The sequence below is a fragment of the Candidatus Equadaptatus faecalis genome (assembly GCA_018065065.1).
Lineage (GTDB): Bacteria > Synergistota > Synergistia > Synergistales > Synergistaceae > Equadaptatus > Equadaptatus faecalis.
The window spans coordinates 1-15,370 of record JAGHTZ010000028.1 but is presented as its reverse complement, the minus strand read 5'-3'; the positions used below and the strand labels follow the sequence as shown (position 1 = coordinate 15,370).

19 protein-coding genes are annotated in these 15,370 nt (G+C 50.6%); 17 read left to right on the top strand and 2 right to left on the bottom strand.

The genetic code is table 11. From position 1 onward, the window contains the following. The 17 genes from KBS54_02400 to KBS54_02320 form a co-directional block, all read left to right on the top strand. A partial coding sequence (locus KBS54_02400; GenBank protein MBQ0054981.1) for an autotransporter domain-containing protein occupies positions 1-532 on the top strand: 532 nt, incomplete at its 5' end. Between the two features lie 87 nt (positions 533-619). Continuing rightward, the gene (locus tag KBS54_02395) at positions 620-1,141 is read left to right on the top strand and encodes a CPBP family intramembrane metalloprotease (protein MBQ0054980.1); all 522 of its coding nucleotides are present in this window, start codon (positions 620-622) and stop codon (positions 1,139-1,141) included. 328 nt (positions 1,142-1,469) lie between these two features. Continuing rightward, positions 1,470-2,207 carry a prepilin-type N-terminal cleavage/methylation domain-containing protein gene (locus tag KBS54_02390; protein MBQ0054979.1) on the top strand — a complete coding sequence of 246 codons (738 nt, stop codon included), beginning with the start codon at positions 1,470-1,472 and terminating at the stop codon, positions 2,205-2,207. Next, entirely contained in the window at positions 2,194-3,108 is a 915-nt protein-coding gene (locus KBS54_02385) for a general secretion pathway protein GspK (protein ID MBQ0054978.1), read from the top strand. The genes KBS54_02390 and KBS54_02385 overlap by 14 nt, the downstream gene beginning before the upstream one ends. A gap of 1 nt (position 3,109) precedes the next feature. Then, positions 3,110-4,309, top strand: coding sequence for a hypothetical protein (locus tag KBS54_02380; protein MBQ0054977.1), 1,200 nt, complete (start codon positions 3,110-3,112; stop codon positions 4,307-4,309). Then, the gene (locus KBS54_02375) at positions 4,306-4,776 is read left to right on the top strand and encodes a hypothetical protein (protein MBQ0054976.1); all 471 of its coding nucleotides are present in this window, start codon (positions 4,306-4,308) and stop codon (positions 4,774-4,776) included. The genes KBS54_02380 and KBS54_02375 overlap by 4 nt, the downstream gene beginning before the upstream one ends. Next, on the top strand, positions 4,773-5,360 hold the full coding sequence (locus tag KBS54_02370) for a hypothetical protein (GenBank protein ID MBQ0054975.1): 588 nt from the start codon (positions 4,773-4,775) through the stop codon (positions 5,358-5,360). The genes KBS54_02375 and KBS54_02370 overlap by 4 nt, the downstream gene beginning before the upstream one ends. Beyond that, positions 5,357-6,244 (top strand): PDZ domain-containing protein, encoded by an 888-nt coding sequence (locus KBS54_02365; GenBank protein ID MBQ0054974.1) that lies wholly within the window; start codon positions 5,357-5,359, stop codon positions 6,242-6,244. Before KBS54_02370 ends, KBS54_02365 begins: the two co-directional genes overlap by 4 nt. Then, complete coding sequence (locus KBS54_02360) at positions 6,244-6,642, top strand: prepilin-type N-terminal cleavage/methylation domain-containing protein (GenBank protein MBQ0054973.1); 399 nt, start codon at positions 6,244-6,246, stop codon at positions 6,640-6,642. The genes KBS54_02365 and KBS54_02360 overlap by 1 nt, the downstream gene beginning before the upstream one ends. A 15-nt stretch (positions 6,643-6,657) precedes the next feature. Beyond that, a complete protein-coding gene (gene gspD / locus KBS54_02355; protein ID MBQ0054972.1) occupies positions 6,658-8,709 on the top strand; it encodes a type II secretion system secretin GspD in 2,052 nt (683 codons plus the stop codon). 3 nt (positions 8,710-8,712) lie between these two features. Beyond that, entirely contained in the window at positions 8,713-10,191 is a 1,479-nt protein-coding gene (gene tadA, locus KBS54_02350) for a Flp pilus assembly complex ATPase component TadA (GenBank protein ID MBQ0054971.1), read from the top strand. A gap of 228 nt (positions 10,192-10,419) precedes the next feature. Beyond that, positions 10,420-11,361 carry a type II secretion system F family protein gene (locus KBS54_02345; GenBank protein ID MBQ0054970.1) on the top strand — a complete coding sequence of 314 codons (942 nt, stop codon included), beginning with the start codon at positions 10,420-10,422 and terminating at the stop codon, positions 11,359-11,361. Positions 11,362-11,529: 168 nt separating this feature from the next. Continuing rightward, the gene (locus KBS54_02340) at positions 11,530-11,862 is read left to right on the top strand and encodes a hypothetical protein (protein MBQ0054969.1); all 333 of its coding nucleotides are present in this window, start codon (positions 11,530-11,532) and stop codon (positions 11,860-11,862) included. Between the two features lie 55 nt (positions 11,863-11,917). Then, positions 11,918-12,337: a type II secretion system major pseudopilin GspG gene (gene gspG / locus KBS54_02335; protein MBQ0054968.1), complete on the top strand. Its 420-nt coding sequence runs from the start codon at positions 11,918-11,920 to the stop codon at positions 12,335-12,337. Between the two features lie 92 nt (positions 12,338-12,429). After that, positions 12,430-12,825 carry an OmpH family outer membrane protein gene (locus tag KBS54_02330; protein ID MBQ0054967.1) on the top strand — a complete coding sequence of 132 codons (396 nt, stop codon included), beginning with the start codon at positions 12,430-12,432 and terminating at the stop codon, positions 12,823-12,825. Positions 12,826-12,974: 149 nt separating this feature from the next. Then, on the top strand, positions 12,975-13,427 hold the full coding sequence (locus KBS54_02325) for an Lrp/AsnC family transcriptional regulator (GenBank protein ID MBQ0054966.1): 453 nt from the start codon (positions 12,975-12,977) through the stop codon (positions 13,425-13,427). A gap of 15 nt (positions 13,428-13,442) precedes the next feature. After that, entirely contained in the window at positions 13,443-13,958 is a 516-nt protein-coding gene (locus tag KBS54_02320; protein ID MBQ0054965.1) for a nitroreductase family protein, read from the top strand. A 331-nt stretch (positions 13,959-14,289) separates the two neighbouring features. On the opposite strand, the gene KBS54_02315 is transcribed toward KBS54_02320, so the two are convergent. Both KBS54_02315 and KBS54_02310 read right to left on the bottom strand, forming a co-directional pair. Continuing rightward, positions 14,290-14,664, bottom strand: coding sequence for a hypothetical protein (locus tag KBS54_02315; GenBank protein MBQ0054964.1), 375 nt, complete (start codon positions 14,662-14,664; stop codon positions 14,290-14,292). A 342-nt stretch (positions 14,665-15,006) separates the two neighbouring features. Next, positions 15,007-15,370 (bottom strand): hypothetical protein (locus KBS54_02310; GenBank protein MBQ0054963.1); only part of this gene is annotated, 364 nt, incomplete at its 5' end.

The window sequence follows — 15,370 nt, the reverse complement described above, 5'->3', positions numbered from 1 at the left end:
AGCAAGTTTCAGAGCGGGACATATCAACAGCGACTACAACAGCGAAACATTCAACCCCGGAGAAAGCACCCGCTTTGACACAAGCGAAGCATATCTCGGAGCACATCTTGGACTTGGCTACAAATGGGCGCTCAAAAATGAGTCAAACATAGATACCTACGTCAAATACCTCTGGAACAGACAGAACAGCGACAGTCCGGTAATAGACGGGGAACAGTTTGACCTTGACGCGATAAACTCTCACAGACTTCGCGCGGGCTTCCGTTACAACGGCAAAGAAAACGAAAACGGCGTGAAATTCTTCGGCGGACTTGCCTATGAATACGAATTTGACGGAGTTGCCAAAGGACACATGGGAGAATACAGCCTGCTTGAACCTGACTTCAAAGGCGGAAGCGGGGTAGCGGAACTCGGCATTAAATACCACAAAGCGAACAGCCCCTGGAAAGTGGAACTCGGACTGACGGGCTACACGGGCAAACGCGACAGCATAGGCGCGAACCTCGGCGCGTGGTATGAGTTTGGAAAGTAAGGCAAAAATCGCACAAAAATTACCGAAAAAACTCCGGATTTTTCCGGAGTTTTTTTATTTGCGGCGTTTTGGCTGTATAATAGCGCTATGAAAAATTTTTGTTCTTTGGCAGTCGGCGCGGCTATGCTTTATTTTCCGTACGTGTGGTGCCGTTTTCGCAGTGAGAATACGGCAGAGTACGGTCTTGAGTGGCATGCGGACAGACAGTCGCTTAAATTTACTTTGCTTGCGAGCGCCGGTATCCTTTTGCTGCTGACGCCTGCTGCTTTGTGCTGGCCGGGCGCCGGCGTGCTTTTTCGCAGGGACGCGAAGACTGTTTTTGATATGCTCGGTGCCGGTGTGGCTGCCGCCGTTATTGAGGAGACTTTTTTCCGCGGCTGGGTTCAGACTTTACTGAAACGCCGCACGGGGATTTTTGTTGCGGCAATTTTGACGAATGTTCTGTTTGCGGCGTCGCACCTTGTGGTGTTCAGGAATTTTTGGCTGCTTGCGACGTTTTTTCCGGGGCTTGTGATGAGTTTTCTTCGCGAGAAATACGGCAACGTTCTGCCGCCGATGATTTTTCATTTTCTCGGCAACGTATGGGCGATATGGTTCTTTCCGCTGTAGATTTTAAGCCATAAGCTGCAAGCTATAAGCGGTAAGCAGATGACCGCAGGGAATACCGAGCGTTAGCGAGAGTATAAAAGCAACGCAGAACGAAGAACTAAAGGCGCTTGCCGCGTTGCTGACGGCTGTTAGCGGTTGGCTAAAACCTTTAAGAGACAACAAAATCCCCGTCTTCCTGACGGAGCCCGCAGAAAGACGAAGAGAAGCAGTAAGCCTTAAAGGTTCTAAAGCTTAACGCTTATAGCTTATAGCTAACTAAGTGCTAAGTGCGCCCTTAAAGTTTTTTTGTTGGTAATTGGTAATTTAATTTTTTGGAGTTGTGTTTTTTTTGAAAAGACGAGCGTTCACACTGATTGAAATAATGATTGCAGTCGCAATTTTCGGAATTATTTCCGCGGCGGCTCTGGCTCCGCTTGTTTTTACGGTGAAGTCGCTTGACGATGCCCAGAAGAGCCGTATTGCGTACAACAAGGAGCGTCAGACGATTCTCGGCATTTTCGCGGAACTGCGTACAGTTGTGCGCGACGGGGAAACGCCGGTGAGAATTGAGAGAGCTTCGGGGCTTTCGATTGAAGACGACGACAGGCTTGCCGTTTTTTCGCTCCGTCCGCTGAAAAAGGGCAGCCCTGCCGCGCTTTGCGTCTATCGTGTGTTTAAGGAGGACAGTCTCAAAAAAATCAAGAGCGGGCTTTACCGCTGGGAGCTTGCGCTGCCTCTTGATGAAAATCTGCTGCTTGAAGGCGCGGCGGACAGAAAGCCGTCAAACGTTGATATTGAAAAGCTTAAGCCTGAAACGGGAAAAAATATTATCCCTTCCGTGACGGGTATGAAGATATACGCGCTGCAGGGTTCTGAGTGGAACGAGGATTATTCCGGACAGCTGCCTGAGGCTGTGAAAATTGAACTGAAACGCGGCGATGCCGTGACGGAGTACGAGGAGTATTTCGGAGGCGGTGTGTCAGGCAGCGCCGGAAACGGTACGCAGGAAACCGCTGCGAAAGATGAAACGGCGGAGACGGATAATAAAAATGAGAGAAAAAATGCGCGGAAGAATGAAGAAAGATAGAGGTTTTGTCCTGCTGTCCGTGTTGTTTGCGGTTACGCTGCTGCTGACTTCGGCGGTTGCTTTCGCCTGGTTTGTCCGCGTGCAGCTGCTTCGCGCTTCAACGGAGGATTTTGCTTTCCGTTCCCGCTGCGCGGCGAGGGAAGCGTGTACCTATGCGTCGCGGAAAATCAGCGAGGATAACAACGGATATGACAGCTCCAGCGAAAGGCTGTATGCTCCGGACGGCGGAATTGTCATGGAACTCGGCAGTTTTAAAATTGAGATTAAGATACGGCCGCTTGATGACAGGATTTCAACGCGCGGAATTTTTCTTCCTGACGGAAATACTGTTCGCACGGAATATGAACAACCATGGAAGGATATTTGGGCTGAGGTTGGCAAGCCTGATCTTGCGCAGCCGGCGCTTGATTTTATGGATACCGATTTGGAGCAGAGAATGGGAAGCGAGGAAAAGCGGAATTATCTCAACAGGCCGCTGTATGACCTGTCAGAGCTGAAGCTGCTTGACGGTGTTGACGACAAGCTTCTTTACGGCGCCAAAAACAAAAAAAATAAGAACAAAAAATACCTTGCGCAGTTTATTTCTGCGCTTGGAAGTGATAAAATAAACGTTAATTCGGCAAGTGCCGAAACGCTTGCCGTGCTTGATTCGGGCATAAGCTATGAATCTGCTGTGTCGTTTGCCTCCGCGCGGGAAACCGCGCCGGTTGAGAAGATTTCGGATCTGAAAAATTATCCGGGTTTTTCCGCAGCGGCTTTGACAAGGCTTTCAAACGTACTGGCAACGGAAAGCAGTCAGTTTGAGCTGACGATTAAGGTTATCGAGGGTGCGCGTTCAAGAAATTACAGGGCGGTCGTACAGCGCGGGGAAGGTTCAGGCCTGCTCCGCTGGGAGGAATAGAATGTCTTTAAAGGATGCTCTTACAAGGCAGTACAGTTTCAGCGACGTTGCGGATATGCTGCGTCCTGTCAGGCTGCCCGGGCGTGCCAGACTGCGCTTTGTTCACGCCGGTGATAAAACGGCAGTCCTTCCCGGGGAGCGGAAGGTAATTTCCGTTCCTCTGCGCACGCTTTCCGTCAGCCGTTTTTCTTTCCCGTTCGGACGCAAGGTTTCCGTAAGAGACGCGCTTGAACTGCGTTTCCGCCCGCTTCTCGGCGCAGGGGAGAACAGTCTGAGCATTGTTCCTCAGGTTACCGTTCAGAAAGCGAACGAGACTTCGGGCGCGGCGTGGTTTGTTTCCAAAGAAGAGACGGAAGAGCTTGAAAAACGTTTCGGAGACTGCGTGCTGTGGCCTGCCCCGTATCTTTTCGCCGGCCGTGTGAACGGCGACGGTATTGTTGTGTGCAGTTATGAAGACTGCAGCTGCGGAATGCTTTTTGCCGGCGGCGAGGCACAGTTTTACCGCTGGCTGTCCGCTGAGGACGGCTCTGCGGAGGAACTTGGCTCTCAGCTGCTTGAATACGGTAAAAAAGTTTTCCCTGACAGGGATTTGAAGATATGCACGGTTGAACCTGACGAAGAAAAGCTTCTTCAGCAGACAGGGGACTCGGCGCTTGCAGTCTGCAAGGGGGCTTTCGCGCTTAATTTGTCTTCTTCGACCGCTTCAGCGGGCGGAGAGAGCGAGCGTCTGGCTGCGAAGCTTGAAGAATATACCGATATCGCGATATTTTCTGCGGCGGTTTTCCTCGTTGCTGCGCTGCTTTTGCTTGGAGTTAATTTTGCCGGCAGAAAAAATTTCGCGTCTGCTCCGGCTGAGATTTACAGAACCGTGCTTGGGGAATCAAGCGCAAGCCCCCTTGCGTCGGTTATGCAGAAACTGCGCTCTGTCAATTCCGAATCCGCGGAAGCGTCGTTCAGCACGTATACTGACCGTATCGCGGCAGCATGGGAAACGCTTTCGGCAAGACCTGTTCTTGACGAACTGCGCTATTCTCCTAACGTAATGCAGCTTTCGGGCAAGGCCTCCGATACCGCGGTTATTGACGCTTTCAGAAAGGCACTTGCGGAGAAAGGCTTTGACGCCGTTACCGACAGCGTTCAGAAGACGCAGAAAGACGGTATGCGTTTTGCGATTTCTCTGACGGAGGGAAAGAAGAAATGACGGGCATAAATTTCTTCTCCGGAAGCGGTGAAACCGAGAGACTTGCAAAGAAAATTCTGCTTGCGGCTGTTTTGTGGCTGCTTGCCCTGCTTGTGTTTCTTGCCGCTCTCGCGCAATTTAACAGAAACAAAGCCCTGCTTGACGACGCAGGCAGCGTTTTGAACGCCGCAACGCAGCTTAAGGCTTACAGCGTTTCAGACAGTTCGTCTGCCGCTGACGCAAGCCTGACGTCGCTTACCGACGTTATAAATGCCGCCGGACTTTCGGACAGGGTATCGCAGTTTAATTCAAACGGCGGAGAGACGCTTGTGCGTGCCGACAGAGTGTATCCGGACGAGCTCGAAAAGCTTGTCTCGATGCTGTCGGCAAAGGGTATGCAGATTTCTTCCGCGGAGATTCGTGCGGCGAATTCCAACGGCGAGCGGCTGCTTTTCATTAAACTTTCGGTAGGGGGCGCGGAACGGTGAAGAAAATAAAAATGCTTCTGATATGCCTCCCTGCTTTCCTGCTCGGCTGTGTTCTGTTTTTCCCGTGGAACGCGGTTCAGTCTTTCGCTGTGACGAAAATTTTCCAAATTGCGGCGAACAACGGCGTGTACGTTTCTGCTCAGAATGCTCCGGCAGAAGGATTGTTTGACAAAACGTTCGTTTGCAGCCGCGTGCTTGCCGATTTCCCTCTTGTGCAGTTCAAAAGCGGCAGAATAGCGGTTAATCCGGACATTTTCAAAACGCTCTGCGGCAAGCCGTCCGCCTCGGTTGAGCTCGGCAGCGGTTCTGTCACGCTTGTTACAAAGCAGCAGCTTGCGTGGAACAGCGGAACGATGAATATTTCAGCCGATAAAGATACCATCGGCGTGCATGAAATTAAAATAAGCGGCGAATTTTCCGCAGAAGGTTTTGTCGAGGTTTCGCGCGGCAGCGGTGAAATCCGCCGTGCGCAGCTTGCGATGAAGGTGCCTTCGGACGTTGAAAACGCTTTTGAAATGCTGAGCAAAGGCATGGTCAGGGGACTTGAAAAAACGGCTCCCGGAAGCTGGAGGCTGGTGCGATGAATTTTAAGTCCGTGCTTCCCAAATTCGGCGGCGCCAAGCCTTCGGACAATAAAAACAAAACGGAGAAACGGCTGTATGCAGCGGTTCTCCTTGTGCTTTCGCTGTTTGCGGCATACTGTTTTGTCCTGCTTGCCGCTTCGGCAGTGCAGAGGATGACGCTTTCTGCAAAACTTGAGCTTGCAAATTCCGTCGCGAACCGCAGGTCAACTGTCTCTGCGTCCGCGGTTTCAGGCGGGGGCAGCCTTTCAAAGAGCAATATGTTCGGTTCCGTGCTGCGCACTCCGCAGGAAGATTCCGCGTCCGCGGCTGAAAACTTTGTGCTTAAGGGCACACTTCCCCGTGTCGGCGCATGGATTTCCGACGGCGGCGAAACAAGGCTGATTTTAGTGCATCAGGAAATAGGCGGCTGGACACTTGAAGACGTAAGCTACGGCAAGGTGCTGCTTTCGCATAACGGGGAAAGCTGCGCCCTGTACATCTCGCTTGTAGGCGGCAGCGGACAGCCTGCTTCCGTCAGCCGCAAACAGCAGGGCGAAGGCAAAATTGATTTTTCGGCGGTGCGCAAGGCTGATAAAGACAAAGACGGCTATATGCCGCGCGAGGTTCTTGACAAACTGCTGCTCAATCCGTACGACGAGGTGGGCAAGATGAAGATGACGCCTGCCGACGGCGGCGGAATGAAGATTGAGAGAATTGCTTCCGACAGCGTGCTGGGAATGGCGGGCGTTGCCGAGGGCGACGTTATAAAGGCGGTCAACGGGGTGAACATTTCAAATCTCGGAGACCTTTCAAACGCAATAAATTCGCTTATGTCAGGCTCGCGTTTTGACGTTGCCGTACAGCGGGGCGGCTCAACGCTTAACCTGAAATATGACGTGAACTGATGGCTGACGGAAAATCACACGGCTTTAGCCTGATTGAGGTAATGCTGGCAGTAGCGGTGCTTTCTCTGACGGCGACAGCCTCTTTGAAACTGGTTGTCATGGCGCAGAACGGACTGCGTGCGGCTAAGGAGCAGGAAGATTTTCTGCTTGCGGCGGAAAAACTGAGGGCGAAGGTTATGACCGGAGAAGTCAGCGAAAACGGCAGCGAAGACAACCTTAGCTGGAAAACTGAACAGAAGACGAAGGAATTTTTTACCGAAGATTTCGGGAAACTTGATTTTAACAGGAAAACAACAGAGCTTAAGCCTGACGCGAATTTCAGCTGGCGCGAGCTTGAGCTTGAAAACAAAATAACGAACAAAAAAATAAAAATTGTTCTGCCTTCAAACGGCGGATAACGGGGAGATGTCTGTATGAAAAAAATTGTTGCCGTTCTGCTTGCAGTTTTGCTGATTGCCGGAGTTTGTATTCTTCCGGCGCCGGCTGCCGACCAGAATGAAGAAAATCTTGTCACAGCGGCGAAAGAGATGCGCAAAACGGGCAAGGTACAGATGAATTTTACGGAGCTTGAAATCTCCAAATTCATTCATTTCATGTCGGAAGTTCTCGGGGAAAACATAGTTGTTGACCCTGCTGTTTCCGGCAAGGTGTCCGTTGTTTCGCCCAAGGAAATCCCGCTTAAGGAAGCACGGCAGGTCATGCTTTCCGTGCTTGAAATGAATAATCTTGCCATTCAGGATATGGGCGGTTTTGCAAAGGTGGTGCCTCTCAGCGCGGGTCCCAGCACGAGCAGCGAGGTTTATTCGGGCGATTACAGCGTAGAGCCGGGGGAAGCCGTTGCCGTCCAGGTCGTGCCCTTGAAATACGTCAAGGCGGATTTTGTCATAGCGCCTCTCAAAGCCTCCCTGCCCGGTCTCAACGCTTCCTCGGCAGGAAGCGGGGCGTCGGTTGTTTTAACCGGCAAGCAGACGCTGCTGAACAAGGCCGCGAAGATAATCCGCACGATAGACAATCAGGACTCCGTCCGCAGTATAAAGGTATATCAGCTGAAGCACGCCGGAGCGAAATCGCTGGAAACAATTTTTAACGCAATGGGCAAGGATATGACGTCAAAGCTCGCAGGCATAGTGGCTGTCGGGGATCCGCGCACGAAACAGCTGTCGGTAATCGGCGGCGCCCAGGCGCAGCGCGAAACGGCACGTGTGCTGAAACAGCTTGACGTTCCCTCCCGTGCGCAGAATTATCATGTGTACAAGCTGCAGAACGCTGACGCGAAGACTGTCGCCGAACAGTTGACAAAGGTGCTCTCAGGACTGGCTTCCGCAAAAGCGGCAAGCGGAGATTCCGCCGCTTCCGCGTCGGGAAGGGCAACGGTTGTTCCCGATCTCCCCACGAACACCCTTGTCTTTACCGCTTCACAGGAAGAATTTGACTCTCTCAAATCGGTTCTGAAAGAGCTTGACGTGCGTCCCCGTCAGGTGCTTCTGCGCGGTCTTATCGCCGAAGTCAACCTCACCAAGCTTAAAGGCGCAGGCATTGACTGGGCTGCATGGGGCGGAAAAATGATGGGCGACGTTGTGGGCGCAGCCAACGTTCAGATTGGAAATACCTCTGTTCCTAACGAGGTTATGTCGCTTTACGAAAAAATGGTGACAAGGGAAGAATACAAAACTGACGACAGGGGCAACGGCTACACGACCACAAATACAGACGGCGCCGGTCTTGTGTATGCCTATGTCAAGCTGCTGAACAAATATGACGCGATAAACGTACTTTCCATGCCGCAGATTATGTGTACGGACAACCTTGAAAGCCATCTGCAGGTCGGTCAGGTCATTCCGCAGCTCAAGGGAAGCCTTACGGATAAAACAAACACCACTTCCGTCACGAACAGCTACGATTACAAGGACGTAGGTCTTATCCTGACGCTTACGCCCCATATCCGCAGCGGAGACCTCGTTGCGCTTGACATTCAGCAGAGCACGGAAGAACTGCTGACTACAACGGCTTCGAATACGCCGATTACTTCAAAGCGCGAAATTAAAACGAACGTTCTTGCCGCAAACGGACAGACAATAGTTCTCGGCGGCATGATAAAGGAAACTGAAAAGGTAATGCGCAGCAGGGTGCCGTTCTTCTCGTACATTCCGCTTATAGGACATCTTTTCAGAAGCAGCGACAAGGAACGCGAGAAAATTGACCTTATGGTCTTCCTGACGCCTGAAATTCTCCAGTCGCCCGATGACGCGACGCGCGTCACGGACAACGTTGTCAATCGCAGAAACAGCCTGAGCCCTGCTGAATTTGAGCAGCTCAGGAAAAACAGCAAAGACTTTGAAAAAGCAACGTCAAAACGCGAGGTTGAAACGCCGCTGCTTAACCCTCTGACGGAAGAAGAAAAGGCTGCCAAAGCAGAAAAAGAGAAGAAAAAGAAAGAACAGAGCTCCGAGGGAACGGAAGAATAGCGAATGGGCAAAAACGTTCAGGCCGAAAAAATACTTGAACTGATACCGGACGGCGTAAGTCTTGACGCCCTCCGCGACGGAGGCTTCCTGCCGCTTGAAAAAAACGGAGGACAGCTGACGGCTGCCCTTGCAAACGTGTCCGCTGTCGTTCCGGCGCAGATTTTTGCTTCCGCCGCCGGCTGCTCGCTGAAAACGGAGTACGTTTCCGAAGAGGAACTGCAGAAGCTTACGGAGGCTCTGTATGACCTTAAAAGCGGTGTGGCGGACTCCACTCTGAACGAAATTGAAGAAGTTGAAGACCTTTCCGCCCTTGCCCGTCAGGAGGTTATGAGCGATGCCGTTGACGCGCCTGTCGTGCGTCTTGTGAACGGAATTTTGATGGAAGCGCTTAAGGAACGCGCTACCGACATACACGCAGAGCCTTACGAAGACAAACTTGTGGTGCGCTACCGCACGGACGGCGTTCTGCACGACAAATACACGCTGTCAAAAGGACATCAGGCACCGTTCACCAGCCGTATCAAGGTTATGGCAGGCATGGATATAGCGGAGCGTTTTGTGCCTCAGGACGGCAGAATAGGTATATCCGCGGGAGAGCGTATGGTTGACATACGCGTCAGTTCGCTGCCCACACAGCACGGCGAAAGGCTTGTCCTCCGTCTGCTCGACAAGGCGCGCGGACTTCTTACGCTTGAAGATTTGGGAATGAAACCGCGCGAAAGGGAAGAGCTGGAAAAGCTTATCCGCCGTCCGAACGGAATGATACTTTTTACGGGGCCTACCGGAAGCGGAAAAAGCACCTCGCTTTACGCTATACTGCAGGCACTCGCGCGTCCGGAGGTCAACATAATAACAGTAGAAGACCCTATAGAATACGACCTTCCGGGAGTCGGGCAGGTGCAGGTCAACGAAAAAGCGGGGCTTACCTTTGCCTCCACGCTGCGCTCCATACTCCGTCAGGACCCCGATATAATCATGATAGGCGAAATGCGCGATTTTGAAACGGCGCATATAGGAATACAGTCGTCGCTTACGGGGCATCTTGTCCTCTCGACGCTGCATACAAACGACTCCGTTTCGGCAGTCACCCGTCTGACGGATATGGGCATTGAGCCGTATCTTGCGGCAGGCTCGCTTCTCGGCGTAGTCGCGCAGCGGCTTGTCCGCCGCGTATGTCCGCACTGCGCGGAAGAAATCGACACGTGGGGAATTGTTAAGGAAGCCGGAGTGGCAAAAGCAAAGCGCGGACGGGGCTGTGAAAAATGCGCGCATACAGGCTACTACGGACGTATCGGACTGTACGAGCAGTTTAACGTTACTCCTGAAATCCGCGAAGCCATCGCGCGCGGGGCAGACGCGGGAGAACTTCGCAGAATTGCCCGCACGCAGGACTTCCACACGCTGTTTGAACTCGGGCTTGAAGCTGTCAGAAACGGCGAAACTACGCCCGAAGAAATGCTCCGCGTAGTCGGGGAGGCGTAGGCGTTGCCCTTCTACAAGGCTGAAATATATACGGCAAAAGGCGAAAAGAAAGTCATCCACCGTGAGGCTTCCGGAGAAAACGAACTGCTCAGGGAACTTGCACAGCAGAACAGCATTGTAATATCCGTTAAAGAAGAAGCCGGCGCGGAAAAAACTTTTTTTAACAAAAAGAGACGCAGGCTTACGCTTTCCGAACAGCAGCTTTTCTGCACAACAGTCTGCTCCTTTATGCGCAGCGGACTTCCTCTGACTGAAATACTCGGACTGCTTCAGAAACAGACCCGCGACAAAACTCTCAAACCTGTGTACGTTAAACTGCGCGAATCCGTTGAAGGCGGAAAATCGCTTGCCGCGTCCATGCAGGAACTGGGCGTGTTCAGAGACAGCCTTGTCGGAATGGTGGAAAGCGGAGAGAAATCAGCGTCGCTTGCGGAGCTGCTTGAACGTGCCTCAGAACTGCTTGCCAACGAAATATCGCTGCGCAGGAAAATAAAATCATCGCTGACCTATCCTCTGCTTATGCTTTTAGTCGGAACAGGCGTGGTGATTTTTCTGCTCTCCTTCGTTGTACCGAAACTGACCGAAGTTGTAGTGCAGTCCGGAGCAGAACTGCCTTTTATGACAAAACTTCTGATAGCCGTCTCGCACGCGGTCAGGCTTGCCGTTCTTCCGCTGCTTGCAGGGGCGGTTCTTGCAGGCTACTGGTTTTGGAAACACGATAAAAAAATATCGCTGCCGTTCTTCAAGGACATAAAAAACAATCTTGCGTTCGCAATGATATTTTCGCAGATAGGAACGCTGACAAAAGCAGGCATACCTCTTGTAAGCGCACTGCAGTTCACTGCGCCTCTTGACCCTGTCAAAGGACGGTTGGACAGCGTAGCGGAACAGATTAAACAGGGCTACCGCTTCTCTCAGGGACTTGAAAAAGAGGGCAGCTTTCCTGAAGAACTTGTAACGGTTGTCCGCGTCGGAGAATCAGGCGCAGATTTGCCGAACAGCCTGCTCAGACTCGGCGCAAGCTGCTGGGAATACGCTCGCAATTCAATGGAGCGCTGGAGCACGCTTGCGGAACCCATGATAATTCTCGTGATGGGTGTTCTGGTTGGTTTTGTTGTCATAGCGGTTCTGCTGCCTATTTTCGACTTGTCGTCGCTTGCGGGAATGTGAATGTAAAGAAAGCTATAAGCTGCAAGCTGCAAGTTGCAAGCTAAAAGCCGGAAGCTATAAGCGGTAAGCACTAAGCGGTAAGCGGTAAGCATTAAGCCAAAAACTGCAAGCTAAAAGCAAAAAATCACCGTCATACCGTAGAAATACGGTATCCGGAGGCTTTCGCGAGTGAAGCGAAGCGAAAAAGACACTGGATTTACCCCTGCGGGGCATACCCATACTGGGCACAGGCAGGCTGCGCAAAACCTGCTCCTGACGGAGCCCGCAGAAAGACGAAGAGAAACATTAAGCGGTAAGCTAAAAGCAAAAAAAACGTCATTCCGCGCGAAGCAGCGCGGAGGCGCGGAATCCAGTGACTTTACGGGCGAAGCCCGTTGGGTTTTAGAAGAAAAAGACGCTGGATACCGCATAGAAGCATTGCGGTATGACGAGATTAGGATTGTATTTTATAGTAATTGTTTTTTATCAGTAATTGTTTCTTCTGGTAATTGTATTTTATAGTAATTGGTACTTGGTAATTAGTAATCTGTAATTATCTTTAAACGGAGGTATTTGTATGAAAAGACACGCAGGTTTTACACTGATCGAAATTATGATCGTCGTTGTTATCATCGGTATGCTCTCAGCTCTTGTGGGTCCCCGTCTGATCGGACAGAGCGACGAAGCGAAAATCAAAACGACAAAAATTCAGATTTCGCAGCTTGAACAGGTGCTCGGGCTCTTTCAGCTTGACAACGGATTTTTCCCGGCGACGGAGCAGGGACTTGCGGCGCTTGTAAAAGCACCGACGCTGCCTCCCGAGCCAATGAACTACAAACAGGGCGGCTATATGAAAAAAGTGCCGAAGGACGCGTGGGGAAGGGAATTTATATACATCTGCCCGGGACAGCACGGCGATTTTGACATAATATCCTACGGTTCTGACGGCGCCGAAGGCGGGGAAGGAAACGCCAAAGATTTAAACAACTGGGAATAAATCAGTAATTTTACCCGATTGCATTTTGTGTGTTGTTGGTCTAAAATACAATTGTGTTCAGAAATTGTACATTTGAAAGGAGGCGTTGTACGGTGAAAAAAGCAGTATTTATTCTTGCGGCGGTTTTTACGGTGCTGAGTGCTGTTGCGGCGTTTGCGGCGGACGGCGTTGTTAATGCGGACGCGGTTCTTGCGAACTACCCGAAATTTGCACAGGCACGCCAGCAGCTTGCGGCGCTCGCGCAGCAGAAAGAAGCGGCAATCCGCGCTGAAAAAGACACGGCAAAACAGCAGCAGCTTGCACAGGAAGCACAGCAGCAGCTTATGCAGGAAGAACGCAAACTTATGGAACCCGTTCTTAACGATTTCCGCGCAGCAATAGCCAAAGTTGCCAAATCGAAAAAGCTTGGTATGGTACACGCTGCGGCTACTGTCATGTACGGCGGAACAGATATCACTCAGGACGTCATCGCCGAACTTAAAAAATAGTATTGAACGGCAGAATATCAGTGCCCCGCAAAGCGGGGCGCTTTTTTATCTTTGCTTTTTATATAAATTTCGCAAAATACTTTCCATTTTTAAAATATTCGGTTAAAATATGCACGGGAAGCAGTAAAAAATAAGGGAAGGTGTTTAACTTGAACAGCAGCAGACTTTTGGACGAAAAAGGAAGAGAAATCATTAAAATCCTCCAGGAGGACGCAAGGGTTTCTTTCAACGAACTTGCGCGCAGGACGGGAATTTCTTCACCAGCCGCTGCGGACAGAGTCAGAAAGCTTGAAAAAGCGGGGATAATTACAGGGTACAGGGCAGTTGTTGACCCTTTGAAAGTGGGTTACTCGGTTATGGCATTCATACGCCTCAATTCGTCTGCGGCCTGTCTTGCACAGGCAGACGACATTGCCCGTGCGCTTCCGGAGGTGCTTGAGTGCCATCATCTGACAGGCAGCGACGGAGTGATGCTCAAGGTTGTGGTCAAATCAGTATCCGAACTTGAAACCATAGTTACAAAATTTGCCGGCTGCGGCATATCCACAACCTCAATAGCGCTTTCTTCACCAATAAGCGGCAGAGTAATCGTGCCGGCATAAAACGGAGGCAGAACAATGAACGAAACCTTAAAAGCAATACTCGGACGCAGAAGCATACGCAAATTCACGCGGGAAAAAATCTCGGACGACAGCAAAAAACTGCTGCTTGAAGCGGCTTTTGCCGCCCCGTCCGCAAAAAATCAGCGCGGAACGGATTTTGTCGTTATTGAAGACAGAAAAATACTGGATACGCTTGCCGACAATCTGCAGTACGGAAAAATGCTCTATCAGGCGCCTCTTTGTATAGCGGTCTGCTCCGAAACAAAGCGGGGCGCCGAAGAACTTGTCCTTTGGGAAGAAGACGCTGCGGCTGCAATGGAAAATATCCTCGTCGCCGCAAAATCGCTTGGTCTGGGTTCTGTCTGGCTCGGAATACTTGCCCGCGAAGACAGGGAAGACAAAGTGCGCGAAATTCTTGAAGTTCCGTCTGAAATACGCGTAGTCGGTCTTGCCGCAATCGGATATCCTGACGAAGAAAAAGAGCCTCACGGAGAAATAAACGAAGCAAGAGTGCATTTCAACAAATGGTAAAAAACGGCGCGGGAAAACCAAGAAGCAATTACGGAAAGAACCAATTACCAAGAGAACCAATTACGATAAAGAACAATTACAAAAAGAAACAATTACAATACAATGAATAATGCAGAATGAATAATGAAGAATTAAACCCGTCAATGGCGCACTTAGTTAGCTATAAGCTTTAGAACCTTTAAAATCTGTGTCTTTCTGCGGGCTCCGGCAGGAGCAGCGCAGAATCCAGCCTGTGCCCAGATGGGTACGGCTCTATTTCAGTATTTACAACAAAAAACGGCGCGGAATTATAAAATTCCGCGCCGTTTTTAATTGCCAAAATTTACGTCTGTTATTTGGCAAAATTATCGTCAGGCTCTAAATAAGCATTGCCGTCTTCGCCAGTCTTCAGCGTGTCCTCGCGCTCCGCGAGATCACAGCGCAAAACAAGAAACCCGCCCTTCGTATGCCTGAAAAGAGACAGCCACGGCACCCTGCCGTTCTGCCTTGCTTCCTTTGGCACTATGGCGTTAACGCTCTGTCCCAAAAGCTGCCGAACCTCCTTTGTAAGCTGTATCGTCCTGCAGAACTTCAAAGGCTCGCTTCCCTTTACCTGAAACTCTATAAGACGCTTATGCTTTATATTCTTCTTAATTCTTGTACCTGAACGCTTCTTAGTCTGAATCTTCTTCTTAATCCTAAGTTCCTTATCCTTATACCTGAGCATAATACCCCCCATATCTTATCTTGAACATAAAAACATAAACGGATAACACAAAAAAACTGTTATTCGTCCGCCTGCGCAGGCGTATTACAGAAACCGGAAAACTGAAAGAGGACCGCGTATCTGCGCCGGAAACCGGCTGCCGCCGGCAGCCGTTACCGAAGATTTCCTTAACATAGCCTATGAAGCAGCGGGCTTATCAGAACCGGAAACCGCACCACGTAATGCGTAAGAGAATAAAGGCTCAGCCTCCCTGCCGAGAAACAGCCGCAAAAACAGACCTCGGCAGGTCATACAGCTGTTTCAGAAAAGCCATGCCCGACGAAAAATCGTCAACCCTCTCTACTATATAAATAGGCTGCCTGCCACCGAAAATGGAAACCCCTGTAACTGTAAAACCGTATGAAAACTGCTTTCAGCGGCAAAACAGAAAACAAGGAGGTTTCCATTTTTTAACCCCGAAAGCCTATTTATATAGTGGAGGGAGATGGTGAAAAGTGCAATGAAGAATGAAAAATGAAGAATGGCAAGCGGTAAGCAAAAAGCCAAAAGCGGTAAGCAATAAGCAATAAGCATTAAGCAGTAAGCATTAAGCATTAAGCAAAAAATCCCCGTCTTCCTGCGGGCACGAAGTGCAGCGCAGGATCCAGTGACGTTACGGGCGAAGCCCGTTGGAAATAAGCCCCTGCGGGGCAAAGACACTGGATTC

Bases quoted from the DNA above. Each gene is read 5' to 3' on its own strand.
- KBS54_02395 (MBQ0054980.1), top strand. From the start codon at position 620: ATGAAAAATTTTTGTTCTTTGGCAGTCGGCGCGGCTATGCTTTATTTT.
- KBS54_02385 (MBQ0054978.1), top strand. From the start codon at position 2,194: ATGAAGAAAGATAGAGGTTTTGTCCTGCTGTCCGTGTTGTTTGCGGTT.
- KBS54_02380 (MBQ0054977.1), top strand. From the start codon at position 3,110: ATGTCTTTAAAGGATGCTCTTACAAGGCAGTACAGTTTCAGCGACGTT.
- KBS54_02375 (MBQ0054976.1), top strand. From the start codon at position 4,306: ATGACGGGCATAAATTTCTTCTCCGGAAGCGGTGAAACCGAGAGACTT.
- KBS54_02365 (MBQ0054974.1), top strand. From the start codon at position 5,357: ATGAATTTTAAGTCCGTGCTTCCCAAATTCGGCGGCGCCAAGCCTTCG.
- KBS54_02360 (MBQ0054973.1), top strand. From the start codon at position 6,244: ATGGCTGACGGAAAATCACACGGCTTTAGCCTGATTGAGGTAATGCTG.
- gspD (MBQ0054972.1), top strand. From the start codon at position 6,658: ATGAAAAAAATTGTTGCCGTTCTGCTTGCAGTTTTGCTGATTGCCGGA.
- tadA (MBQ0054971.1), top strand. From the start codon at position 8,713: ATGGGCAAAAACGTTCAGGCCGAAAAAATACTTGAACTGATACCGGAC.
- KBS54_02345 (MBQ0054970.1), top strand. From the start codon at position 10,420: ATGCGCAGCGGACTTCCTCTGACTGAAATACTCGGACTGCTTCAGAAA.
- gspG (MBQ0054968.1), top strand. From the start codon at position 11,918: ATGAAAAGACACGCAGGTTTTACACTGATCGAAATTATGATCGTCGTT.
- KBS54_02320 (MBQ0054965.1), top strand. From the start codon at position 13,443: ATGAACGAAACCTTAAAAGCAATACTCGGACGCAGAAGCATACGCAAA.
- KBS54_02315 (MBQ0054964.1), bottom strand. From the start codon at position 14,664: ATGCTCAGGTATAAGGATAAGGAACTTAGGATTAAGAAGAAGATTCAG.